General features: G+C 53.3%; 21 protein-coding genes. 13 read left to right on the forward strand and 8 right to left on the reverse strand.

The genetic code is table 11. The features are described from left to right. The first annotated feature begins 167 nt into the window (after positions 1-167). The 4 genes from ybfF (at position 168) to fur (ending at position 2,780) form a co-directional block, all read left to right on the forward strand. Positions 168-932, forward strand: a complete 765-nt coding sequence (ybfF, locus tag ACLGE8_RS07015) for an esterase (RefSeq protein ID WP_410997459.1) — start codon at positions 168-170, stop codon at positions 930-932. Positions 933-1,061: 129 nt separating this feature from the next. Next, complete coding sequence (gene ybfE / locus ACLGE8_RS07020; RefSeq protein WP_185669352.1) at positions 1,062-1,355, forward strand: LexA regulated protein; 294 nt, start codon at positions 1,062-1,064, stop codon at positions 1,353-1,355. A gap of 150 nt (positions 1,356-1,505) precedes the next feature. After that, a complete protein-coding gene (fldA, locus tag ACLGE8_RS07025; protein WP_061283436.1) occupies positions 1,506-2,036 on the forward strand; it encodes a flavodoxin FldA in 531 nt (176 codons plus the stop codon). Positions 2,037-2,327: 291 nt separating this feature from the next. Then, positions 2,328-2,780 (forward strand): ferric iron uptake transcriptional regulator, encoded by a 453-nt coding sequence (gene fur / locus ACLGE8_RS07030; RefSeq protein WP_035892692.1) that lies wholly within the window; start codon positions 2,328-2,330, stop codon positions 2,778-2,780. Positions 2,781-2,893: 113 nt separating this feature from the next. Here the strand turns inward: fur and chiQ are convergent, their stop codons facing one another. The 4 genes from chiQ to nagE form a co-directional block, all read right to left on the reverse strand. After that, positions 2,894-3,229 (reverse strand): ChiQ/YbfN family lipoprotein, encoded by a 336-nt coding sequence (gene chiQ, locus ACLGE8_RS07035; protein WP_035892691.1) that lies wholly within the window; start codon positions 3,227-3,229, stop codon positions 2,894-2,896. 49 nt (positions 3,230-3,278) lie between these two features. Next, the gene (chiP, locus tag ACLGE8_RS07040) at positions 3,279-4,685 is read right to left on the reverse strand and encodes a chitoporin ChiP (RefSeq protein WP_410997461.1); all 1,407 of its coding nucleotides are present in this window, start codon (positions 4,683-4,685) and stop codon (positions 3,279-3,281) included. 465 nt (positions 4,686-5,150) lie between these two features. Continuing rightward, the gene (gene glnS, locus ACLGE8_RS07045; protein WP_270501505.1) at positions 5,151-6,809 is read right to left on the reverse strand and encodes a glutamine--tRNA ligase; all 1,659 of its coding nucleotides are present in this window, start codon (positions 6,807-6,809) and stop codon (positions 5,151-5,153) included. 186 nt (positions 6,810-6,995) lie between these two features. Continuing rightward, on the reverse strand, positions 6,996-8,945 hold the full coding sequence (gene nagE, locus ACLGE8_RS07050) for a PTS N-acetyl glucosamine transporter subunit IIABC (RefSeq protein WP_185669357.1): 1,950 nt from the start codon (positions 8,943-8,945) through the stop codon (positions 6,996-6,998). Positions 8,946-9,286: 341 nt separating this feature from the next. Between nagE and nagB the strand changes: the two genes are divergently transcribed. The 9 genes from nagB (at position 9,287) to asnB (ending at position 21,110) form a co-directional block, all read left to right on the forward strand. Next, complete coding sequence (nagB, locus tag ACLGE8_RS07055) at positions 9,287-10,087, forward strand: glucosamine-6-phosphate deaminase (protein ID WP_185669358.1); 801 nt, start codon at positions 9,287-9,289, stop codon at positions 10,085-10,087. Between the two features lie 57 nt (positions 10,088-10,144). Beyond that, positions 10,145-11,293 carry an N-acetylglucosamine-6-phosphate deacetylase gene (gene nagA / locus ACLGE8_RS07060; RefSeq protein ID WP_410997464.1) on the forward strand — a complete coding sequence of 383 codons (1,149 nt, stop codon included), beginning with the start codon at positions 10,145-10,147 and terminating at the stop codon, positions 11,291-11,293. Between the two features lie 8 nt (positions 11,294-11,301). Then, the gene (locus ACLGE8_RS07065; protein ID WP_410997466.1) at positions 11,302-12,522 is read left to right on the forward strand and encodes an N-acetylglucosamine repressor; all 1,221 of its coding nucleotides are present in this window, start codon (positions 11,302-11,304) and stop codon (positions 12,520-12,522) included. Positions 12,523-12,590: 68 nt separating this feature from the next. Continuing rightward, positions 12,591-13,343, forward strand: a complete 753-nt coding sequence (locus ACLGE8_RS07070; RefSeq protein ID WP_106924677.1) for an HAD-IIA family hydrolase — start codon at positions 12,591-12,593, stop codon at positions 13,341-13,343. A 283-nt stretch (positions 13,344-13,626) separates the two neighbouring features. Beyond that, positions 13,627-15,648 (forward strand): alpha-glucuronidase, encoded by a 2,022-nt coding sequence (locus ACLGE8_RS07075; RefSeq protein WP_410997468.1) that lies wholly within the window; start codon positions 13,627-13,629, stop codon positions 15,646-15,648. 83 nt (positions 15,649-15,731) lie between these two features. Further along, entirely contained in the window at positions 15,732-17,201 is a 1,470-nt protein-coding gene (locus tag ACLGE8_RS07080; protein WP_410997471.1) for an MFS transporter, read from the forward strand. 68 nt (positions 17,202-17,269) lie between these two features. Further along, positions 17,270-17,974: an oligogalacturonate-specific porin KdgM family protein gene (locus ACLGE8_RS07085; protein ID WP_410997474.1), complete on the forward strand. Its 705-nt coding sequence runs from the start codon at positions 17,270-17,272 to the stop codon at positions 17,972-17,974. 279 nt (positions 17,975-18,253) lie between these two features. After that, positions 18,254-19,162: an amidohydrolase family protein gene (locus tag ACLGE8_RS07090; protein ID WP_410997476.1), complete on the forward strand. Its 909-nt coding sequence runs from the start codon at positions 18,254-18,256 to the stop codon at positions 19,160-19,162. Positions 19,163-19,445: 283 nt separating this feature from the next. Then, positions 19,446-21,110: an asparagine synthase B gene (gene asnB, locus ACLGE8_RS07095; RefSeq protein WP_185669362.1), complete on the forward strand. Its 1,665-nt coding sequence runs from the start codon at positions 19,446-19,448 to the stop codon at positions 21,108-21,110. Between the two features lie 182 nt (positions 21,111-21,292). Here asnB and ACLGE8_RS07100 read toward each other — a convergent pair whose 3' ends face one another. From ACLGE8_RS07100 to ACLGE8_RS07115, 4 genes are read right to left on the reverse strand one after another with little or no spacing between them, the layout of a single operon-like run. Further along, positions 21,293-23,377: a heavy metal translocating P-type ATPase gene (locus ACLGE8_RS07100; protein ID WP_410997478.1), complete on the reverse strand. Its 2,085-nt coding sequence runs from the start codon at positions 23,375-23,377 to the stop codon at positions 21,293-21,295. Then, positions 23,374-23,679, reverse strand: coding sequence for a YtxH domain-containing protein (locus ACLGE8_RS07105; protein WP_410997480.1), 306 nt, complete (start codon positions 23,677-23,679; stop codon positions 23,374-23,376). Before ACLGE8_RS07105 ends, ACLGE8_RS07100 begins: the two co-directional genes overlap by 4 nt. Beyond that, complete coding sequence (locus ACLGE8_RS07110) at positions 23,663-23,974, reverse strand: hypothetical protein (protein ID WP_410997482.1); 312 nt, start codon at positions 23,972-23,974, stop codon at positions 23,663-23,665. Before ACLGE8_RS07110 ends, ACLGE8_RS07105 begins: the two co-directional genes overlap by 17 nt. Then, positions 23,958-24,659 carry a hypothetical protein gene (locus tag ACLGE8_RS07115; RefSeq protein ID WP_410997484.1) on the reverse strand — a complete coding sequence of 234 codons (702 nt, stop codon included), beginning with the start codon at positions 24,657-24,659 and terminating at the stop codon, positions 23,958-23,960. Before ACLGE8_RS07115 ends, ACLGE8_RS07110 begins: the two co-directional genes overlap by 17 nt. Between the last annotated feature and the right edge of the window lie 14 nt (positions 24,660-24,673).

Here is a 24,673-nt window from a genome sequence, read left to right on the forward strand (position 1 = left end):
TAATTTTTCTGAATACAATTCATTGGGATTATAAAGTCAAAACCCAACAGCGGGTAGCGCCAAACCAGGAAGACGGCAAAATTCGGAGGAGTTCCTCTCTTGCCCCTGAGCGTTAGAATGTCCAACATGATACCCTAACCCGACAATGCGAAAAAAAGAACTTTGCTATGAAATTGAATGTCCGAGCGCAATCTGCACAAAACCTGCACAATAATTCTCCCATCGTTCTCGTCCACGGGCTGTTCGGTAGTCTGGACAATCTTGGCATCCTGGCGCGCGACCTGGTCTCCGACCACGATATCCTCCAGGTAGACATGCGTAACCACGGTTTGTCGCCGCGTGCCGATGAGATGACCTACTCCGCAATGGCGCAGGATCTGCTCGATACCCTCGATGCTAACGGCATTGAGAAAGCGACGGTTATCGGCCATTCCATGGGCGGTAAAGCGGTGATGGCGCTCACCGCGCTGGCCCCAGAACGCATCGACCGACTAGTGGCGATTGATATTGCCCCCGTGAATTATCAGGTCCGTCGTCACGATGAGATTTTTGCCGCCATTAATGCGGTGACTAACGCGGGCGTGGCAACCCGCCAGCAGGCCGCCACGGTGATGCGCGAGTACCTTAAAGAAGAAGGCGTGATTCAGTTCCTGCTGAAATCCTTTGTTGACGGTGCCTGGCGATTTAACGTGCCTGTGCTGTGGGAACAGTACCCGCATATCGTTGGCTGGGAGACTATCCCGGCCTGGGACCACCCTGCCCTGTTCATCCCTGGCGGCAATTCGCCGTACGTGACCGAAGCCTATCGTGACACGCTGCTGGCTCAGTTCCCGCAGGCAAAAGCGCATGTTATTGCCGGCGCGGGCCACTGGGTTCATGCCGAAAAACCGGAAGCGGTGCTGCGAGCGATTCGTCGCTACCTCGCCGAGTGATTAAAAATGCATCGACCGCGCGCCAGAATGGCCGTGGTCGTTGGCGTGTGGGCCCCACTGATGTATGATTGCGCGCTGTCTGCACCGGGCACCGCCCGGTAGCTTGTTTCCCCGAAGTCACTCAGAACCATGGCAAAAGAACAAACGGACCGTACGACCTTAGATTTGTTCGCAAATGAGCGTCGGCCGGGAAGACCAAAAACCAATCCGCTTTCGCGTGACGAACAGCTGCGCATTAATAAGCGTAATCAGTTAAAACGCGACAAAGTGCGCGGTCTGAAGCGCGTGGAGCTGAAGCTGAACAACGAAGCCGTTGATGCACTCAACGAGCTGGCGACTGCCCGTGATATGAGCCGGAGTGAACTCATCGAAGAGATTCTGATGAGCCAACTGGCCCAACTGCACGGACAGGGGAAAGTCTGAAAAATCCCCCAAAATACGCTTTCATGTAGCAGAGTGTGCAGTCCGGCACGATAGCGGTTTCCGCGCACCTCTCTGTTCTGCTATGATTGCCCTTATCTGTGGGCAATAAGCCACCACCATATCATTAAGTTTCAAGAGGTTATTTTACTCATGGCAATCGTTGGCATCTTTTTCGGTAGCGATACCGGGAACACCGAAAATATCGCAAAAATGATTCAAAAACAGCTTGGTAAAGATGTCGCTGACGTTCACGACATTGCCAAGAGCAGCAAGGAAGATCTGGAAGCATTCGACATTCTGCTGCTGGGTATCCCAACCTGGTACTACGGTGAAGCGCAGTGCGACTGGGATGACTTCTTCCCTACGCTAGAAGAAGTGGACTTCAACGGTAAGCTGGTTGCGCTGTTTGGCTGCGGCGACCAGGAAGACTACGCGGAATACTTCTGCGACGCACTGGGCACCATTCGCGACATCATTGAACCACGCGGCGCGACTATCGTAGGCCACTGGCCGACCGCGGGCTACCATTTCGAAGCGTCTAAAGGTCTGGCAGATGACGACCACTTTGTGGGTCTGGCTATCGATGAAGACCGTCAGCCAGAACTGACCGCCGAGCGCGTTGAAAAATGGGTTAAGCAGGTTGCAGAAGAGCTGCACCTGGATGAGATCAAAAACGCCTGATTATCCTGCGGCACGATGATAAATCGTGCCGCATTAATAGGTAAAAGCAATTAAAATAATAGCTACAATTTTTTAACTTTTGAGCGCATACCTGTACAATATCTTCTGATTTAGCGCGGTCTCATCGTCAGTTTGTCGGTGAAGCCTCGTTTTTGAAAGCTTAGTTTACCCGGCTCTTGCTGTTTTCATTTCAATAGGGTCATTCTATAATGAGACGCATTAATTCGGGTGCATTCTCTGTGATACTTTCGCTGATGGAAGTTAATCGTTTAGCAACAGGACAGATTCCGCATGACTGACAATAACACCGCATTAAAGAAGGCTGGCCTGAAAGTCACACTTCCACGGTTAAAGATTCTGGAAGTCCTTCAGGAACCGGATAACCACCATGTCAGCGCGGAAGACTTATACAAACGCCTGATCGACATGGGTGAAGAGATTGGTTTAGCCACGGTTTACCGCGTATTGAACCAGTTTGATGACGCCGGTATCGTCACCCGTCACAACTTTGAAGGCGGTAAATCCGTTTTCGAGCTGACCCAACAGCATCACCACGATCACCTGATCTGCCTCGACTGCGGCAAAGTGATCGAGTTCAGCGATGATTCCATTGAAGCTCGCCAGCGTGAAATCGCGTCGAAGCACGGTATCCGCTTAACGAACCACAGTCTTTATCTTTACGGTCACTGCGCTGAAGGCGACTGCCGTGAAGATGAACACGCGCATGACGCGGTAGCAAAATAAGCGTACTGTGTGCGTCTCGAAAACCAGCCTAAGCGCTGGTTTTTTTATGCCCTGCTTTACGATATCCATAAAAAAACCGCTGCAAGCAGCGGTTTTTTGTTGTCAGCATAAGCTTATTTCTGTGGCGTGTTGTTGCTGCGAATTTCCTGCCAAATCTTATCGCAGTTCTTCGCTACCGCTTCGTCATTACCCATTTTTCTGGCGTTAATGCATTTCTGGTAATCAATAACGCGCACGCTTTCCTGGTTTGCGAACTGCTCGTGCGCTTTCTCTTGCTTCAGCACATTTAGCACGCTCTGGCAGGCCTGAATTTTATCCGGGTTGCCTTCTGCAGTGTTAATACAGGCGCTGTAGGCATCCTTCAGCTTGCTATCTTCCTTCGGTGCAGGTGATTGCGCACAGGCGGTTAACCCAGCGGCCATCAGCGCAACAATAATCAATTTTTTCATACGATGAGCCTCTTAACAGCGGCAGAGGTCTCCCCCTGCCGCGTTAGCATCAGAAAATAGTGAACGGTGCGATAACCATAAATTTCACGTCACGCTCATCCTGGAAGATGTTGCCGTAACCGCCGCCCCAGCTTGGAATATCGGAGTGGTTGTCATACTGAGTGAAGTGCAGTTTGAACAGCGTGCCTTTTGCGCGGCCATCCTGTACGGTGTAGGCCACATCGAGGCTGTAGGCAGACTCTTTGATCTTGTTATTCTTGTCGTAGAACTCGTCCGGGCTCATCTGCCAGGTCGCTGGCTTAGCATCCCATGCGTAAACGTAAGAAGCACCCACCGCCCAACCCGGCAGATCCCAGTTTTTCAGATCATACATGGTGCCAAAGAAGACCGCTTTTTCGCCGTTGGCGTTGAAGTCAGAGCGGTTATCCCACCAGATATCCAGACGACCGTTAGAGGACGCGTAGGTTGGCGTCATACGCTGCAGGAAGTAACCCTGCTGACCCTCTGCTTTAACCCAGGTCCCTTCCAGACGGAAGTCGAACACTTCTTGCAGCTTGTAGCCGAAGGTTAACGCTTGCAGCCACGCGGTACCGTCATAGATATCGTTGACGCCGTGATCGCTCACCTTGTCACGCGTACCGTAGAACTGATAGCTGGTGGTCAGCGGGCCGCCAGGGATATCAAATTTGTAGCTACCTTTGGCGAAGTACTGATCGATATAGCCTTCCGCCTGACCAAATGCGGCTTCCAGCACGAGGTCATTTTTGAAATCGTATTTCGCACCGATGGAGTGCAGGTAATCGACTTTGGTCTTCTTATCGTTCTGATAGAAGTTGTCCATTTCAAGGTGCCATGGCGCCTTGTAGTTGTTCGTCCACATGTAGGAGAAGCTCAGCGCGCCAGCATCGCCGTAGTCGAAGTTAGCACCGGCTTCAGCACCCTGATAGGTACCAGGCATAAAGCTCCAGTGTGGTGCCAGCAGCGTTTGACCGGTTGGCTGGATGTAACCTGCGCGAGCCCATGTTGGCCCTAATTTAAATTTAGCTGCCGCTTTGTACAGGCTGATACCGCTCTTATCGCCGCTGTAGTCTTCGCTGTAGCCTTTGTTCTTAGAAGAGAACGCAATTTCGTTCGGGTGACCACTGCCGTTATCTTCCGCCATTTCAATCGCGGTGAACGCAGCAATATCAATACCGAACATGTCGGCAGCATAGCCAGACTGGAAGTCGAGGTTGGCATTCCAGGTGGAGTGAGAAAGGTTGGTTTTATATTTATCGTGATCGGTAACGTCTTTACGGTCACGTTCGCGCTGCCAGTAATAGATGCCGCCGGTCAGTGTAGAATCGTCGATGAAGCCTTCTGCTTTTGCTTCCGGAGTCATCATAAAGCCTGACATTGCTGTCACACCGGCGATAGCCAGCGCCAGCGTACTACGTTTGCCACTAAACGTACGCATAGTTATATCCTCTTTGACTTTTAAAAATGCCGCTGCAAAGCAGAAGGCAAAAAAATAAAACTGATAAAAAGGTACTGCTAAGAAATTGTGTTTCACTACACCTACAGACTATTTTTCGCGACGCGAATTATCAATCCTTTTCCGCAACGAGAGTGCAGGATTATGACAAAGCGCACATATTTGGTTTCCATTTGTAACAGGGTGCGTTACTGCAACATCTTCGCGCCAAGCCTTGCCGGGCCTGATAAAAATGTGAATGAGACCGTTTACATTAGACTTTTGTAACAAGCGGGATTAAAAGCGCGGGGATACTTAGAGGTAGAATAATTGCATTAATTCGCTTCGCGAAACTATAAGAGATCGTATTTTTCATCCGAAAGTAACATTATCATTCAGTGAAAGAGAACCTCTGGCGGCAGGCGAAAAAAAACGCCGCAAGCGCGGCGTTTTTATCAGGGTAAGGAATTAACCTACCCAGGTATCACGCAGACCGACGGTGCGGTTAAATACCAGCTTCTCTGCGGTGGTATAACGGCTGTCGAGGCAGAAGTAACCCTCACGCTCGAACTGGAACGCTTTACCGGCCTCAGCGGCCTGCAGAGAAGGCTCAGCGTAGCCCTGCTTGATAACCAGTGACTCTGGGTTCATCACCGACAGGAAGTCTTCTGCGGCACCTGGGTTTGGCACGCTGAAGAGACGGTCGTACAGACGAATTTCAACCGGCAGCGCATGTGCTGCGCTAACCCAGTGAATCACGCCCTTCACTTTACGGCCATCTGCTGGGTCTTTGCTCAGAGTGTCGGCATCGTAGGTACAGAAGATGGTGGTGATATTGCCTTCCGCATCTTTCTCTACGCGCTCTGCTTTCACCACGTAGGCGTTACGCAGACGAACTTCTTTACCCATCACCAGACGCTTGTACTGCTTGTTGGCTTCTTCACGGAAGTCCGCGCGGTCGATCCAGATCTCAGCGCTAAACGGCACTTCACGGCTACCCATCTCCGGCTTATTCGGATGGTTAGGCATAGAAACCAACTCGCTTTCGCCCTGCGGGTAGTTTTCGATAACCAGTTTAACCGGGTCGATAACCGCCATCGCACGCGGGGCGTTTTCGTTGAGATCTTCGCGAATGCAGGATTCCAGGGAAGCCATCTCAATGGTGTTGTCCTGCTTGGTGACGCCGATGCGCTTACAGAACTCACGGATGGACGCGGCGGTGTAACCACGACGACGCAGACCGGAGATGGTCGGCATACGTGGGTCATCCCAGCCTTCTACGTGTTTTTCCATTACCAGCTGGTTCAGCTTACGCTTGGACATCACGGTGTATTCCAGATTCAGGCGCGAGAATTCGTACTGGCGCGGGTGAACCGGAATGGTGATGTTATCCAGCACCCAGTCGTACAGACGACGGTTGTCCTGGAACTCCAGCGTACACAGGGAATGCGTGATACCTTCCAGCGCATCGCTGATGCAATGGGTGAAGTCGTACATCGGGTAGATGCACCACTTGGTACCGGTCTGGTGGTGATCGGCAAATTTAATGCGATACAACACCGGATCGCGCATCACGATAAACGGTGATGCCATGTCGATTTTCGCGCGCAGGCAAGCCGTGCCCTCGGCAAAACCGCCGGTACGCATTTTTTCGAACAGCGCCAGGTTCTCTTCTACGCTGCGATCGCGGTACGGGCTGTTTTTGCCCGGCGCGGTCAGCGAGCCGCGATATTCGCGGATCTGCTCAGGCGTCAGTTCATCAACGTACGCCAGACCTTTGTTGATCAGTTCAACCGCATAGGCATGCAGCTGATCGAAGTAATCAGAGGAGTAGCGAACGTTGCCAGACCAGTGAAAACCTAACCACTCGACGTCGTTTTTGATGGACTCAACGTATTCGATGTCTTCTTTGACTGGGTTGGTGTCATCGAAACGCAGGTTGCACTGGCCCTGATAATCTTGCGCAATACCGAAGTTCAGGCAGATAGATTTCGCGTGGCCGATGTGCAGATAGCCATTCGGCTCCGGCGGAAAACGGGTATGCACCGTGTTGTGCTTACCGGTAGCCAGATCTTCATCAATGATCTGACGAATAAAGTTAGTCGGGCGGGCTTCAGCCTCACTCATCGTAGATTCCTCAAAGCGTAAACAACGTATAACGGCACATGATCTTATAAGCCGCGCTTCTAGACAACTATTAGTTGCACAAAAAAAGCGATGGAATAATGAATGTGGGGGAATTTGCGGCAAAAAAAAGCGGCGGAGGAACTCCCCCGCCGCTTAAGGCACTTAACTCACTTTACTCAGGAGCAGTTACTTACCTTTAATCTCATACAGTGGCGTTTGACCGGCAACCACATGACCTTCGGCTTTAATCACCAGACCACCGAAATCATCGCTGTTGCTGCAAACAACCGGGCTAATCATGGAGCGCGCATTGGCGTTCAGGAAGTCCAGATCCATTTCCAGGATTGGCTCACCCGCTTTCACTTCTGCACCCTCTTCAACCAGACGTTTGAAGCCTTTACCTTCCAGTGCAACGGTATCGATACCCATGTGGACAACGATTTCCGCGCCTTTATCCGTTTCCAGGCAGAACGCGTGGTTGGTGTTGAAGATTTTCACGATGGTGCCCGCCGCTGGGGAAACCACGGTTTTATCCGTTGGTTTTACCGCTACGCCGTCACCGACCGCTTTGCTAGCGAAGGCTTCATCAGGAACCTGCTCCAGCGCAACCACGTCACCGGTAATTGGAGAAACCAGGGTTTCTACGGTCGCGGCGTTAGCCACAGCCTGAGGTTTTGCCGCCGCTGGCGCTGCTGGTGCTGCACTTTCCGCTGCTGCGGCGGCAACCGGGCCACGCGCAACCACTTTCTTCATCGCGTCACCGATAGATTCGGCTTTCGCACCCACAATAACCTGGATGGTTTGTTTGTTCAGTTTCACCACACCGGAAGCGCCCAGACGTTTACACATCGCGTCGCTGACCTTCGCGGAGTCGCCTACGGTCAGACGCAGACGGGTAATACAGGCATCAATCGCTTTCAGGTTGTCAGTACCGCCGACCGCTGCAATGTAGTTGGTTGCCAGTTGATTCAGACCTTCTTCGGTGTTGCTATTCGCTTCTTCCGTTACCACGCTGTCGTCTTTATCTTCACGACCCGGCGTTTTCAGGTTGAACATGCGGATAACTACGCTGAACAGCACGAAGTAGATAACGAAGAAGACCAGACCCATTACCACCAGCATCCAGACGTTCTTACTTGCTGCCGGCAGGCTGTACATCAACACGTAGTCGATAGCACCTGCGGAGAAGGAGAAGCCAGCGTGGATACCTAGCAGCGTCGCGATAAACAGGCTCACACCGGTCAGAATCGCATGCAGGAGGTACAGTAACGGAGCCAGGAACATGAACAGGAATTCCAGCGGCTCGGTAACACCTGTCAGGAACGCGGTGATAGCAACGGACAGCAGCATACCGCCAACCATTGGACGACGCGCTTTCGGTGCTGCGAAGTACATCGCCAGCGCCGCACCCGGCAGACCAAACATCATGATTGGGAAGAAGCCGGACATGAACATACCCGCAGTGCCGTCACCCGCATAGAAGCGGTTGATGTCACCGTGGAAGACCGCACCGGCCGCGTTGGTGAACTCACCAATCTGGAACCAGGCGATGGTGTTCAGCACCTGATGCAGACCGGTTGGGATCAGCAGACGGTTGATGAAACCAAAGATACCGGAACCCAGCGCACCAGCGCCTACGATCCATTCACCACCTGCGTGGATGGCGTTCTGTACCGGTGGCCAGACATAGCCAAAGATGGCTGCCAGCACCAGACAGAAGAAGCCGGTGGCGATTGGCACAAAGCGTTTGCCGCCGAAGAAGCTCAGGAAGTCAGGCAGTTTGATACCCGCCCAACGGTTATAAACGGCACCGCCGACCAGACCGGTAATGATACCCGCCAGGACACCCATGTTAATGGCTGGGTTGATGGTGACCATTGCTTTAGTCAGTACGAAATAACCGACTGCGCCCGCCAGTGCTGCCGCACCCGCGCTGTCTTTAGACCAGCTGGATGCCACACCGATGGCGAAAATCAGCGCCAGGTTATCAAAAATGGACCCACCCGCTTGCGCGATGAAAGGCACGTTCAGTAAATCTGGCTGACCAAATCGCAGCAACAGCGCCGCCACTGGCAACACGGCGATAGGGAGCTGTAACGCCCTACCTAACCGTTGGAAAAAACCTAAAATATTCATCTTATTCCCCCTACGAGACCCCGATACGGCTCATTTAAGCCATTTTTTTATTGTGCAAAAAAGCATGACACTGCGATGTCTTGTAAACTGCAATCACAACTCTAAGGCTTATGAGTGTGTGGAAGTTTAATTCGTATCGCAAATTAAACACGTGTTTTTTGTGACTATAGTCACCAAATATTGTTCTCACCACTCCCTTCCACTGGCTAACCATGAAAACTTATTTTATCATTCAAAAAATCAAAACGGATTGCTCCCTGACGATGCAAACAGGTTACGCTTAAAGAGTGCACGGAGATGCCATCCGCCAACTTCTTATATTTTACATTTTGAGGTGAAGAATGAGACTGATTCCTCTCGTTAACGCTGAACAAGTCGGCAAATGGGCTGCCCGCCACATCGTTAACCGCATCAATGCCTTTAAACCTACCGCGGACCGTCCGTTTGTCCTCGGCCTGCCAACCGGCGGTACTCCGCTGGCGACCTATAAAGTTTTAGTTGAAATGCATAAAGCGGGCCAGGTGAGCTTTAAGCACGTCGTCACCTTCAATATGGACGAATATGTTGGGTTGCCAAAAGAGCATCCGGAAAGCTACTACAGCTTCATGCACCGCAATTTCTTCGACCACATTGATATCCCAGAAGAAAACATCAACCTGCTGAACGGCAACGCGCCGGATGTTGACGCAGAATGTCGCCGTTATGAAGAAAAAATTCGCTCTTACGGCAAAATTCACCTGTTTATGGGTGGCGTAGGCAACGATGGTCACATCGCGTTCAACGAACCGGCCTCTTCACTGTCTTCCCGTACCCGTATCAAAACCTTGACGCATGAAACCCGCGTCGCTAACTCCCGTTTCTTTGACGGCGACGTTGCGCTGGTACCAAAATACGCGCTGACCGTTGGCGTTGGTACGCTGCTGGATGCGGAAGAAGTGATGATTCTGGTGCAGGGCGCGACAAAAGCGCTGGCGCTGCAGCAAGCGGTTGAAGGTAACGTCAACCACATGTGGACCATCACCTGTCTGCAACTGCATCCAAAATCGCTGATCGTCTGCGATGAACCTTCTACCATGGAGTTGAAGGTCAAGACCCTGAAATATTTCAATGAATTAGAAGCTGAAAATATTAAAGGTCTGTAATGTCTTACCGTCCCGTGGCCTGCTGCGGGACAAAATTTTAGAACACCGGGGGTCGTAATGTATGCATTAACCCATGGCCGAATTTATACCGGCCACGAAATTCTGGATGACCATGCGATTATCATCGCCAATGGCCTTATTGAACGTATTTGCCCACTGGCCGATGTACCAGCGAACGTCGAACAACGTTCCGTTAATGGCGCCATTCTCGCCCCTGGTTTTATCGACGTTCAGCTCAACGGCTGCGGCGGCGTGCAGTTTAACGATACCGCTGAAGCCGTCACCGTTGAAACGCTGGAAATCATGCAGAAAGCTAACGAGAAATCGGGCTGCACCAACTATCTGCCAACGCTTATCACCACCAGCGACGACCTGATGAAACAGGGCGTACGCGTGATGCGTGAATACCTGGCGAAGCATCCTAACCAGGCGCTGGGTCTGCACCTTGAAGGGCCGTGGCTGAATCTGGTGAAAAAAGGCACTCACAACCCAAGCTTCGTGCGTAAACCCGACGCTGAACTGGTGAAGTTCCTCTGCGATAACGCAGACGTCATCACCAAAGTGACCCTGGCACCAGAAATGGTCGCACCGGAAGTTATCACCGCGCTGGCGAATGCCGGCATCGTGGTTTCTGCGGGCCACTCCAACGCCACGGCGCAAGAAGCACGCGTAGGTTTCCGCGCGGGTATCACCTTTGCGACGCACCTGTTTAACGCCATGCCTTATATGTCGGGCCGCGAACCTGGTTTGACCGGCGCTATCCTGGATGCGAACGAAATCTACTGCGGCATTATTGCTGATGGCCTGCACGTGGATTACATCAATATCCGTAACGCCAAACGCCTGAAAGGCGATAAGCTGTGTCTGGTGACCGATGCCACCGCTCCGGCGGGTGCCAATATTGATCAGTTCATTTTTGCTGGTAAAACAATATACTACCGCAATGGACTCTGTGTTGATGAAAACGGCACATTGAGCGGGTCATCACTGACGATGATCGAAGGCGTTCGTAACCTGGTTGAGCATGCCAATATTGCGCTGGACGAAGTGCTGCGCATGGCAACGCTCTACCCTGCTCGCGCGATTGGCGTTGAAAAACATTTTGGTAGCATCGCGCCTGGCAAGGTCGCCAACCTGACCGCATTCACGCACGATTATAAAATCATCAAGACCATCGTTAATGGCAACGAGGTCGTTACTGAGTAAGAGAAAGTATGACACCAGGCGGACAAGCTCAAATTGGTAATGTTGACCTCGTAAAACAGCTTAACAGCGCGGCCGTATACCGCCTGATTGACCAGCATGGGCCAATCTCGCGTATTCAGATTGCCGAGCAGAGCCAGCTTGCTCCCGCCAGCGTGACTAAAATCACGCGTCAGCTCATTGAGCGCGGATTGATCAAAGAAGTCGATCAGCAGGCCTCCACCGGGGGCCGCCGCGCTATCTCGATTGTCACCGAAACCCGCCATTTCCACGCCATCGGCGTTCGTCTGGGCCGTCACGACACCACCCTCACGCTGTACGACCTGAGCAGTAAAGCGGTTGCTGAAGAGCATTATCCGCTGCCAGAACGCACGCAAGAGACGCTGGAGCACGCCCTGCTGAACACTATCGGCACCTTTATTGAATCGTGCCAGCGTAAAATCCGTGAACTGATCGCCATTTCAGTGATTCTGCCTGGTCTGGTTGACCCGGAGAGCGGCGTCATCCGTTACATGCCGCACATCCCAGTGGAAAACTGGCGTTTGGTCGAAGCGCTGGAAAAACGCTTCAAAGTGACCTGCTTCGTCGGCCACGATATCCGCAGCCTGGCGCTCGCGGAGCACTACTTTGGTGCAAGTCAGGATTGTGAAGACTCCATTCTGGTGCGCGTACACCGCGGCACCGGCGCGGGAATCATCTCTAACGGGCGTATTTTTATCGGCCGTAACGGCAACGTCGGGGAAATTGGTCATATTCAGGTCGACCCGCTCGGCGAACGCTGCCACTGCGGTAACTTTGGCTGTCTGGAAACCGTCGCTGCCAATGCCGCCATCGAGCAGCGCGTGCGCCACCTGCTGGAGCAGGGTTACCATAGCCGCGTTACGCTTGATGATTGCCACATCAAAACCATCTGCAAAGCCGCCAATAAAGGCGATGCGCTGGCTACCGAAGTGATTGAGCACGTCGGCCGTCATCTCGGTAAAACCATCGCTATCGCCATTAACCTGTTTAACCCGCAGAAAGTGGTGATTGCCGGTGAAATCATCGAGGCTGACCGTGTGCTGCTACCCGCTATTGAAGGCTGCATCAACACTCAGGTTTTAAAGGCTTTCCGCAAGAACCTGCCGGTGGTGCGCTCGACCCTCGATCACCGTTCCGCGATCGGCGCTTTCGCGCTGGTTAAGCGCGCGATGCTCAACGGTATCCTGCTGCAACATTTGTTGGAAGGTTAGACCTAAGAGGCAATGCCGGGGATAACGTGTATAATTACGCCTCTTTAAAAACAAACGCCAGGTAGTCCATGACCATTCAGAATGTAATCTGTGATATTGACGGCGTGCTGATGCACGACAACGTTGCCGTGCCGGGCGCGGCAGAATTCGTCGCCCGCGTACTGGATAAAGGTATGCCGTTCCTCTGTCTGACCAACTACCCTTCACAGACGGGTCAGGATTTGGCGAACCGCTTCGCTACCGCAGGCATCGACGTGCCTGACAGCGTGTTTTATACCTCCGCCATGGCAACTGCCGATTTTCTGCGTCGCCAGGAAGGAAAAAAAGCGTATGTTGTTGGCGAAGGGGCATTGATCCACGAACTCTATAAAGCCGGATTCACCATCACCGACGTCAACCCTGACTTCGTTATCGTGGGTGAAACACGCTCCTTTAACTGGGAAATGATGCACAAAGCGGCATTTTTCGTAGCTAATGGCGCTCGCTTCATCGCGACCAACCCGGACACGCACGGCCGCGGCTATTATCCAGCCTGTGGCGCACTGTGCGCCGGCATTGAAAAAATCTCTGGCCGCAAACCGTTTGTCGTGGGCAAGCCAAGCCCGTGGATCATCCGTGCCGCACTGAACAAAATGCAGGCGCACTCAGAGCAGACGGTGATCGTCGGCGATAACCTGCGCACCGATATTCTGGCAGGCTTCCAGGCGGGGCTGGAGACGATCCTGGTTCTTTCCGGCGTCTCCACCGTTGATGACATCGATAATATGCCGTTCCGGCCGTCGTGGATTTATCCGTCCGTGGCGGAAATTGATATTATCTAAATGCCAATCCGCAGAGGGTGAATGAGCGTCGCCAATCGTTACATTCATTCACCCATCAAATCAATAAATTCGTAACTATTCGTAAATCCCCCGCTTTCCTCACCGCACCCGCGCGACTTATATACCATCGTCCGCAACACATTCATCCAGCAACGATTAAAAATGTGATCCACTGAGTAAAAAGGAATTCTCGTAAACCCGCAGTCGATTTTTATAATAGATTTCTTTTCTGCGGCTAATTACCCTCAATTAAATACTTGTATGGTAATAATAGGGGTCATTAATGAATGCCAACCTTAGCGCGAACACCACTGGTCATGTTGCAGATTGTTGGCTGCCTTCCAGCCTCGATGAGACGTGGCTCATACGCTATTTACATGCAGTCCATATTCCACAAGATGATAACGTTTTACGCGAAACATTACTTGCGGAGATCAAACAATTAGCGAATTCCCCAGTCGCATTAACATCAGCAGAGAATGCCACACTGCGATTTACGCTACTGGCTGAAACCAATAACGATGCCGTGCCCGGAGAATATTTTATTACGCAGGATAGTCACTCCATAACTATTACCGCCTGCGATTGGCGGGGATTTCTCTACGCCTGGTTCCATCTTTTACGGAATAGGCACCATCCTGAATATTTTATTACCGCGAAAAAACGAAAACCGACCTTTTCCATCCGCATGATTAACCACTGGGATAATATGGATGGCTCAATCGAGCGTGGATATGCCGGGCGCTCGCTGTTCTTTGCAGATAATAAAATCGCCTATGATGCCTCGCGTCTGCATCAATACGCACGCCTGCTTGCCAGCGTGGGCATTAACGCGCTCACTATCAATAACGTTAACGTCCATCACCACGAAACGGCGCTGATTGGTGATGAACATCTTGCCGAAGTCGCACGCATTGCGGCCATTTTTCGCCAATACGCCATTCAGCTTTTCCTGAGCGTCAACTTCGCTGCACCGATAGAAACTGGCGACCTCACCACAGCAGACCCCTTCGACCCGGATGTTATCACCTGGTGGGAGCTGCGGGCAGAGCGCATTTATCAGCACATTCCCGATTTCGGCGGCTATGTGGTCAAAGCCGATTCAGAGCACCGCCCAGGCCCTTTTACCTATCAGCGCACGCACGCCGACGGGGCCAATATGCTTGCTCGTACCCTCAATAAACACGGTGGATTACTGTACTGGCGCTGCTTCGTCTACAACTGCCAGCAGAAATGGTACGACCGTAGCACCGATCGGGCAAAAGCCGCCTGGGACCATTTTTCGCCGCTGGACGGGCAGTTCGATGACAATGTGATCCTGCAGATTAAAAACGGCCCGATGGATTTCCAGGTCCGGGAGCCTGTATCGCCGCTGCTCGGCGCCATGCCTGATACCAACAAAGTCATGGAATTGCAGATAACTCAGGAGTACACCGGTCAACAAGTCGACCTCTGCTGGCTGGTACCACAGTGGAAAACCATCCTGAACTTCGACACTCAGCCCGGCCGACACGATGCGCTCATTAGCGATATTCTCGCCGGGCGCTGTCAGCAGCAGCGGATGCGCCACAGCGGAATCACCGCCGTAGTGAACGTTGGCGACCACCCCTTGTGGACCGGGCACCCGCTAGCGCAGGCGAACCTCTACGGCTATGGACGCCTGCTGTGGGAGCCGGACATTGATGAGCGCGAACTTGCCGAAGAGTGGTGTAGGCTGACGCTCTCCAGCGAGCCAAAAACCATTGAAACGGTTGCCCAGATGCTGCTTAGCAGCTGGCAGGTATATGAAAATTACACCGCCCCGCTCGGCGTAGGCTGGATGGTGCAGCCTCATCATCACTATGGCCCGTCAATCGACGGTTACGAATATGACAGCTGGGGAACCTACCATTACGCCAACCGCTTTGGTCTGGGCGTTGACCGCAGTCAGGCCAGCGGCACGGGCTACGTTAAACAATATCACCCGATCAACTGCCAGATGTACAACAACCCTAACCGCTGCCCACAGGAACTGCTACTGTTCTTCCATCACCTGAAATATCGCCACGTGTTGCCTTCCGGTAAAACCGTTATCCAGCATATCTACGATAGCCACTTTAACGGAGTTAATCAGGTGCAGGACTTTATCCAACAGTGGGATGCGCTTTCTGCGGACAGCCAAATTCCAGAATGTATTTTCAACGAGGTTAAAACACGCCTCAATAAACAGCTGAATAACGCTCAAGAATGGCGCGATCAGGTTAATACCTATTTTTACCGTAAATCTGGAATTAAAGACTCTCGTAACAGAAACATTTACCCCTGATAAATAAAAAACAAAGCTGACGTTTATACAGACGTCAGCCCATCAATTACTTCACTGATATGGTGTATTCCTGGAGATACCCTATGAGCACCCCTATACCTATTAAACTCAAAACTTATATCGGTTATGGCATGACCGATCTATTTTCCAGCGGAGCCTTCGCTATTATTGCTGCCTGGTTAATGTATTTTTTTACCAATTTCTCGGGGCTAACGCCGATTGAAGCAGGATCAATTCTTTTTGTTGCCAAAATTATTGATACCTTTGTTAGCCCCTGCGTAGGGTACCTGACCGATAATATTGGCAACACCCGACTTGGCCGCAAGTTTGGCCGCCGCCGCCTTTTTTTACTACTAGGGGCGGTACTGGTCTACATCTATTCGTTGCTGTGGATCCCCGGCATGCCCTACCTCTACTATCTGGTGGTTTATATTTCCGTCGAGATCATCGCGGCGCTGGTGATTATCCCCTGGGAAACACTGGCCTCAGAGATGACCGACGACTATAAGCAACGCAGCATTCTTTCCGCGATGCGTCTGTTTTATGGCGGCTTTAGCACCTGGCTTGCCACCTTTCTTCCAGGCCGCCTGTTTGCTCATTTCGGCACCTCCGACAGTAAAGTCTTTTTCATCAACGGCGTAATCTTCTCCATCATCTTTATGTTTGCGCTGCTGGTAACCTGGTCTACCACCTGGGAGCGTAAGCAGGACGTTACGGAGGAAGGCCCCAAACCGCGCGGGTTCAATATAAAGCATATCTTCACCGATATGGCCTCAACGCTGCGTGTTCGCTGCTTCCGTCAGCATCTGACGATGTACGTACTGTCGTTTACCTCACTCGACCTGTTCTACACCGTCTTTATCTATTTCATTATCTACTCTCTTAACAGCACCGCCGTTATGGCCTCAAACCTGCTGGCGGTGGGTATCTTCCTGACCGGGTGGAGCAACGCGCTGATGGCGTGGATGGTGATCCGCTACGGCCAGACCTGGTGCCTGAGGATCTGCCTGACCATCAGTATGCTGTGCTTCTTCGTCTTTGCCGGTTTCTATTTCTGGAAGCCGCTGCTGATGCTGCCCATCATGTACGCCACCTCGCTGGTCTATCAATTCTTTAAGGGCGGCTACGTCTATATCATCTGGAATATTTATCCGTTTATTCCCGATGTCGATGAACTGGTAACCCGCCAGCGTCGTGAAGGGGTCTTTGCTGGCGTGATGACACTCGCCCGTAAAAGCACCTCAGCGCTCGCCGGTATGCTAATTGGGGTAGTGCTGCAGTTTGTGCATTTCGATGCCGCCAGTACCACTCAATCGGTCACCACCATCCACGGCATTACCAGCCTGTTCTTCTTCGGCAACGTCATGCTGCTGCTGTTCAGCACGCTCATTGCCTTTCGCTTTAAGCTCTCGAAAGAAAACCATCAGCTTGTCAAAAACGAAATTGCCCGACTGAAAAATGGAGGCTCATTAACCGAGACGGATCCTGAAACAAAATCCGTGCTCCACACATTAACCGGTATTCCACACGAAAAACTGTGGCCTGAAAAATAACGATAATGCTTCTTACCCGAATTAAGCCGTATCGGAAATATAATTCAAATTAATAATGGATAAATCAAATGAATAAAATCTCCTGGTTATCAACCGCCGTGGGGTTAGCCCTCGTCAGCACCTCCGTCCCGGCAATGACAATTACCGACTCCTGGGTTAATTTCCGTGAAGCCTATATGTCAGGCAGCGAACAGTTTCAGACCAAAATGGAATACGGCATGAAGCTGGATAACGACCTCTATTTCAGCATCCAGAATACCTCCGGGCAGGGTAAGCATTTTGACGAATTTAATAACCGTTACAACGAGATTGAAAGCAACTACAAAATTCCACTCGCCTCGCGACTCTTCTTCTGGCCGGGTTTTGTCTTTAACTGGGGGGCTAACGGCAGCGCCTTTGACCCCTATGTGAAGCTCGGTGTGCAGGTCACCGATAACTTTATGTTGATTGCCGGCTACCGCTATAACCAGAACAACTACCAGAGCTATGACTATAACGGTAACTACACGGAGGATTCCAACCAGGAAGTGAACATCTGGGCCGATCTGAACGTCACCGACCGCATCTGGATGGAGTACAACTTTACCTACCATAAACGCGATGAGGACTATCGCTACGGCAACGGTTCAACGGAAAACTACGAGCATACGGTCGCCCTGAGCTACAAAATTGACGACCATTTCACACCGTACATTGATGTCGCCTACCTCGACAAAGCCAGCAATGGCGATGACGAAAACCGCGTGCGTGTCGGCGTGTATTACCATTTCTAAAAACAGAAACGAACTTCCGGCGGGGATGCTGGCCGCCGGAAGCACTGCATCACAATCCCCATTTACGAAATCAATACGGTACGCATTCTGGAGAATGAGATCACACAACCTTGTTCGCCCTACCAATATCGCTCAACCTTTCCTGGGCATTAGCCCGAGTCGCCCTACCGCCTCGCGTTTTATAGTATCTCGTCAGTTCACGCATTCGCCCGTTCACCCTTTATAACAACCGCCTCTGACACCCTCGGGCTGCCAACGGCCGATGCAATGGAGAAAAACATGCTTAGCCGTCGTCAATTCCTTGCCGCCAGCGCCGCACTGCCGCTTGCCTGCGCGTTACGCCCGGCGTTTGCCGCCCTGCCCTCACCGCTCATGATTGACTCCCACGTGCACGTCTGGAAAACCGACCCGCGCTATCCTTACGCTAAGGACCGCAAAGCACCACCGCAGGATTTCACCGCCGAAATGCTGCTCTCGCTGATGGCTGCGAATGGCGTTGCCCGCACGGTGATCGTGCAGGTTATTCACTACCGTTGGGATAATCGCTATCTGGCCGACGTTCTGCGTCAGTATCCGGATAAATTTCAGGGCATCTGCCGCGTTAACCCGGAAGACCCGACAGCGCCGGATCATCTGGCACGTCTAACGCACGAAGACGGCTTTCGCGGGGTGCGTTTGAGTCCCTCGGGGAAAGGCGATGGCGACTGGATTCGCGGGCCGCTAATGAAGCCATTGTGGCGTCAGGCGGCCGACCTTAAGGTTCCGATGACCATTCTGGCCCCACCCAGCCGCATGCCGGATCTGATCCCGTGGATCGAGCAGAATCCCGATCTTACCGTCGTTATCGATCATATGGCCGACTCGCCGCTTCATCAGCCGGAAGAGCTGCACAAGCTGTTAGCGCTTGCGCGTTATCCGCACGTTTACGTGAAAATTTCACACATGTGGTCGCTCTCTCAGCAGGCGTATCCGTATCCAGACGCCGCGCAGCAGGTGAAACAGGTGTTCGATGCCTTTGGCCCGCAGCGGTTGATGTGGGGAACCGACTGGCCTATCTGTTTGGATAAACTGAGCTATGCCGAGGCGGTGGCGCTGTACCGCGACCATCTGACGTGGCTATCGCCGCAGGACCACCAGCAAATACTCTACAAAACGGTACAGGACATCTGGCCGTTTGGTATTGCCTGACCGCTAACTTCGCCGGGCGATCTGCGAAAATGCAACATCACCCGGCCACTTACAAAATAGAACCATCAAAAAATAACGCTTAAAAATGACGATCCATCAATAATAGAAGAATACACATACGTATTTTTTAGTATTCATTAACTCCTATTGCATTATTTCTTCCAGGGGCTGAAAAAGCCTTGCGCCCGCTCGCCCTTTGCGGCATTTTTTTAGTCATGCAAAGACGCTGCGACAGCACAGCGCCGCAACATTTCACAGCACAACAGGGTTAACGGAGAAGTCTATGTGTTCTATTTTCGGTGTACTGGATATTAAAACTGATGCGGTCGAGCTGCGTAAAAAGGCGCTTGAGCTCTCCCGCCTGATGCGCCACCGTGGCCCGGACTGGTCCGGGATTTACGCGAGCGATAAAGCGATTCTCGCGCATGAACGCTTGTCGATTGTTGACGTCAACGCCGGTGCCCAGCCGCTGTATAACGAAAAGAAAACGCACGCTCTGGCCGTCAACGGTGAAATCTACAACCATCAGGCGCTGCGCGCTGAATACGGTGACCGCTACCAGTTCCAGACCGGTTCTGACTGCGAAGTTATCCTCGCGCTGTATCAGGAGAAAGGCCCTGAATTCCTCGACGACCTGCAGGGCATGTTCGCCTTCGCGCTGTACGACAGCGAAAAAGACGCCTACCTGATTGGCCGCGACCATATCGGTATCATTCCGCTGTATATGGGCCACGACGAATTCGGCAACTTCTACGTTGCTTCTGAAATGAAAGCGCTGACCCCGGTTTGCCGCACCATCCAGGAGTTCCCAGCCGGGAGCTATCTGTGGAGCAAAGACGGTGAAATCCGTCAGTATTATCAGCGCGATTGGTTCGACTACGATGCGGTTAAAGATAACGTGACCGACAAAAACGAACTGCGTCAGGCGCTGGAAGAGTCAGTGAAAAGCCACCTGATGTCAGACGTGCCTTACGGCGTGCTGCTCTCCGGCGGCCTGGACTCTTCGGTTATCTCCGCGATCACCAAAAAATTCGCCGCTCGCCGCGTTGAGGATCAGGAACGTTCAGAAGCCTGGTGGCCGCAACTGCACTCCTTCGCCGTCGGCCTGGAAGGGTCTCCTGACCTGAAAGCCGCGCAGGAAGTGGCAAACCACCTTGGCACCGTGCACCATGAAATTCACTTCACCGTGCAGGAAGGTCTGGATGCGATTCGCGACGTGATTTATCACATCGAAACCTACGATGTGACCACCATTCGCGCCTCTACGCCGATGTATCTGATGTCGCGTAAAATCAAAGCGATGGGCATCAAGATGGTGCTGTCCGGCGAAGGTTCTGATGAAGTATTTGGCGGCTACCTGTACTTCCATAAAGCGCCAAACGCCAAAGAACTTCACGAAGAGACCGTACGTAAACTGCAGGCGCTGCATATGTATGACTGCGCCCGTGCTAACAAAGCGATGTCCGCCTGGGGCGTGGAAGCACGCGTACCGTTCCTGGATAAGAAATTCCTCGACGTGGCGATGCGCATCAACCCGCAGGACAAAATGTGCGGCAACGGCAAGATGGAAAAGCACGTGCTGCGTGAATGCTTCGAATCTTACCTGCCAGCAAGCGTTGCATGGCGCCAGAAAGAGCAGTTCTCCGACGGCGTAGGCTATAGCTGGATTGATACACTGAAAGAAGTCGCGGCAAAACAGGTGACCGATCAGCAACTGGAAACCGCGCACTTCCGTTTCCCGTACAACACGCCAACGTCTAAAGAAGGCTATCTGTACCGCGAAATCTTTGAAGAGCTGTTCCCAGTGCCAAGCGCTGCGGAATGTGTCCCTGGCGGCCCGTCCGTTGCGTGCTCCTCTGCGAAAGCGATTGAGTGGGATGAAGCGTTCAAAACCATGGACGATCCGTCTGGTCGTGCGGTAGGCGTGCACCAGTCTGCTTACAAGTAAGCGTGATAATGAGATAGAAAAAGCCCCTGATGGTGACATCGGGGGCTTTTTGTTTTGGCTCGGTGCGGATGATTCCCCTCACTCCGCCCCTCTCCCCGAAGGGGCGAGGGAGAAAAACGAGCGAACAGCCCACTCCGAGCGGTACCCTCTCCCGCTGGGAGAGGGTTAGGGTGAGGGAAAACCTACTCCCCACGCCCCTTCTTCGCCGCCAGCGATCGCAGCAACACGCCCAGCGTCGTGCCATTATGCAGCATGGCACTCGCCCCCGGCGTCAGCCAACCTAGCGCCGCCGCCAGCATAATGGCGCTGTTCACCCACTCGGTCAGCTTGATGTTGCTGTTCACCAGCTTCATCGCCTCCAGCGAGAGTTGGCGCGCGGTAACCACACCGTAAAGGTTATCCTGTAACAGCACGGCATCCGCCGCCTGCTGCGCCAGCTCGGTGCTCTGGTTCATGGCGAGGCCCACGTCTGCCTGCGTCAGCACCGGCGCATCGTTGATACCATCACCAACGAACATCACTTTATGCCCCGCTTCCTGCAGCGCTTTCACCACATCAACCTTGCTTTCTGGCGTGGCTTCGGCCACGTAGCGATCGATGCCTACGCGCTCCGCCAGCTGGCAGGCCTTCTCAGCGCGATCGCCGGTCAACAGGACTACCTGACGAATGCCGGAGGCTTTAAGCTGTTCGATCACCTCTGAGGCTTCATCGCGCAGATGATCCTGTAGGCCGATCATTCCCACCAACTGATTATCAAAGCCAATAAACAGCAGATGCCGCCCCTGAGCCGCCAGTTCATCGATTTCCGCTTCATACGGCGTGAAATCGATGTCGTAGTGACAATCCAGGAAGTGACGACTGCCGATCACCAGTTGATGATCTTCCAGTGCGCAAAGCAGACCGTGAGCAATGACATACTCCACTTCGCCGTGCGCAATATGCGGCAGTTCATGGTGTTCTGCCGCCGCCACAACCGCGTGCGCCAACGGGTGATTGCTGTGCTCTTCCACCGAGGCGGCGATCGCCAGCAGGCGTTTAGCCTGCACCAGTTGATCGTTGAAGCTGATGACGTCCGTCACCTGCATCTCGTCGTGGGTCAGGGTGCCGGTTTTATCAAATACCACCGTATCAACCTCAGCCAGCTTCTCAATCGCTCGCCCGCCTTTCAGCAACAAACCGTTCTGCGCTGCCCGATACATAATCGATTTAAAGGCGATTGGCGTACTGAGCTTCAGCGCGCAGGAGTAGTCGACGAGGAATACCGAAGCCAGACGCTCCCAGCTGCGGGTCATGGCAAACACCGCCGCGCCCACCCCAAGCGTGATACCGACACGACGGTCAGCCATGGCCTGAGTAACCTGCTGGGTTTCACTACGCTGGGTCAACGAGTCACGGATAAAGCGGCGAATATGCGCCGTCGAGGAAGACTCACCCACCTGCTCGGCGGTGATCGCCACGTTGCCGTCCTGAATTTGCGTTCCCGCATAGACCCAGGAACCCGGCTCGCGACGCACTGGCACGCTTTCCCCAGTCATAGACGCCTGGTTAACCTGAGCAACACCGCGCAGCACCGTACCGTCGGCAGGGATATTATCCCCCGGACCGAGCAGCATCACGTCGCCTGCCACCAGTTCGCTGCTGTTGATCTCCACGCTTTCGCCATCGCGCTCAACCCACACCGGGTGCTCGCGCGGCTGCATCAGATCGGCCAGCAGCGCGTCAGAGTGACGGCTGGTCTCCTGCTCCATATACTCACCGAGCGTCAGCAGCGACTGCGTCAACATCGCGGTACGGTTATCGCCGCGCAGCATCGACAGGCTCAGCGCCAGCGCGTCCAGCACTTCCACCTTCAACTGCCCCTGGCTGAGGGTATGCGCCCCTTCCAGGATAGTTGGTGCGGTCAGCAGCGCCGCCGGCAGACGAGCCCAGCGAGACGGCAGCACCTGCGTTAGCGCCAACCCGGCGAGGTTAAGGAGGTTATCGCCACCGCAGTATTCGGTTTCGAATTCGCTGTCTTCCGCCGTTTGCCAGTTCAGCGCGTCCACCGCCGCCATAATCGCAGCAAGTGAAGTCCGGGCGCGATCCCACTGGATCACCGCGCTGCGCGCCGAAGGACGAATACGCACACCGCTAACGCCGGGCAACGTCAGGAGCTGCTGTTTCAGCCATCCGGCTGCATCCGGGTAGTCACCGAGCGCCGCAATGCGCAGACGTACACGTCCGGGGATCTGGTGAACGACGGTAACCCGTTCGCCTACCGCACTCACTCGATCTCATCCTTATTCTGGCTACGGTAGTAGTCCAGTTCTGCCTGCAGATCGGCAATACGCTCTTTCATCTCTTCCATTTCGCCGCGCACGGTACCCCAGGCTTTACTCGCCGTATTGGTGATCCCCTGCTGTACGTTTCGGTTGGTCAGAAGGTAGGTGATTGCCGCACCGGCCACCAGCCCGGTTAACAGGTGGGTACGGCTATTGGTTGCCGCAGGCGCCTGCACCGGCATTGCTGCGGGGTTACGTTCCCACACGCCGGTCCACGGGTTGTACAGGTATTCAGGCTGATTCATCATTTCCTCGCTTAGCTATCGCATCCATAAGATAAAGAGAAGCGGCGCCCACCCCGATAAGGGTCAGCACAGACTGCAGCGGGCGAGTTTTATTCGCATCCGCTATCGCCATCACCGTTCCGCTGATAAGACTGGCCTTCGCCGTCGCCTTCATCACCGTACAGGCCGCCTCATTCAGCGTTTGTTCATTTTGCTGGTAGCGCTGCCATTCACGCGCGCAGGCAGCGCTTCCCCCAACCAGCGCGCCGGCAATAGCGGCGCGGCCTACGCGGTTTTGTCTGTCACGGTTGTTGTTCATCCGCTACGCCCTCATCATCAAAGGAGACGGCACTCGGCTGGCGATGGCGCTCTACGGACTCCTGGAAGCCTTCTTTGCCGGCTTTCACGGTGTCGCGAAAGATAGCCGCGCTGGAGGTTGCCGTATCTTTGATGGCCTCAGAGCTATTCTTCACGCCATCTTTCACTTTGCTGGAACCTGCTTTGAGCATGTCGCCCGCACCCGCCAACGTTTGCATCAGCATGCCGCGCACGGAATCGTTGGTCAGCAGCAGCGTCACCGCCGCGCCAACCATTGCGCCTTTCCAGAACTCTTTGTCGTCCATGCCGACGGTGCTGATGATATTTTTCAGCAGGCCAGCCTGGTCGCCCATCGCGCCATCAACCACGTGCTGAGCGTACTGGCTCCAGTCCACGCCCTGCTGCGCGGCAGCGTGGTGATGATGATGGTGATGCGGGTGAGCAAACTGCGGCGGTACCGCCCCCTGAGGTGCTGGTGGGAAGCCCATAGGCGGGAACCCCATCGCCATTTGCGGTGGCATCTGCATTTGCGGCTGTGGTGGCATCTGTGGCTGAGGAGGCATCTGCCCGTTCTGCGGCCATGCCATTCCCTGCGGCATTGGCGGGTACGGATACCACGGGTAGCCGTATGGCGGATAGTAACCGGCCGGTGGAACTTGCTGTGCGTTGTTGTCATTGGTGCTCATGATGACTGTCCTTT

The sequence above is a fragment of the Kluyvera sp. 142486 genome (assembly GCF_046569695.1).
Lineage (GTDB): Bacteria > Pseudomonadota > Gammaproteobacteria > Enterobacterales > Enterobacteriaceae > Kluyvera.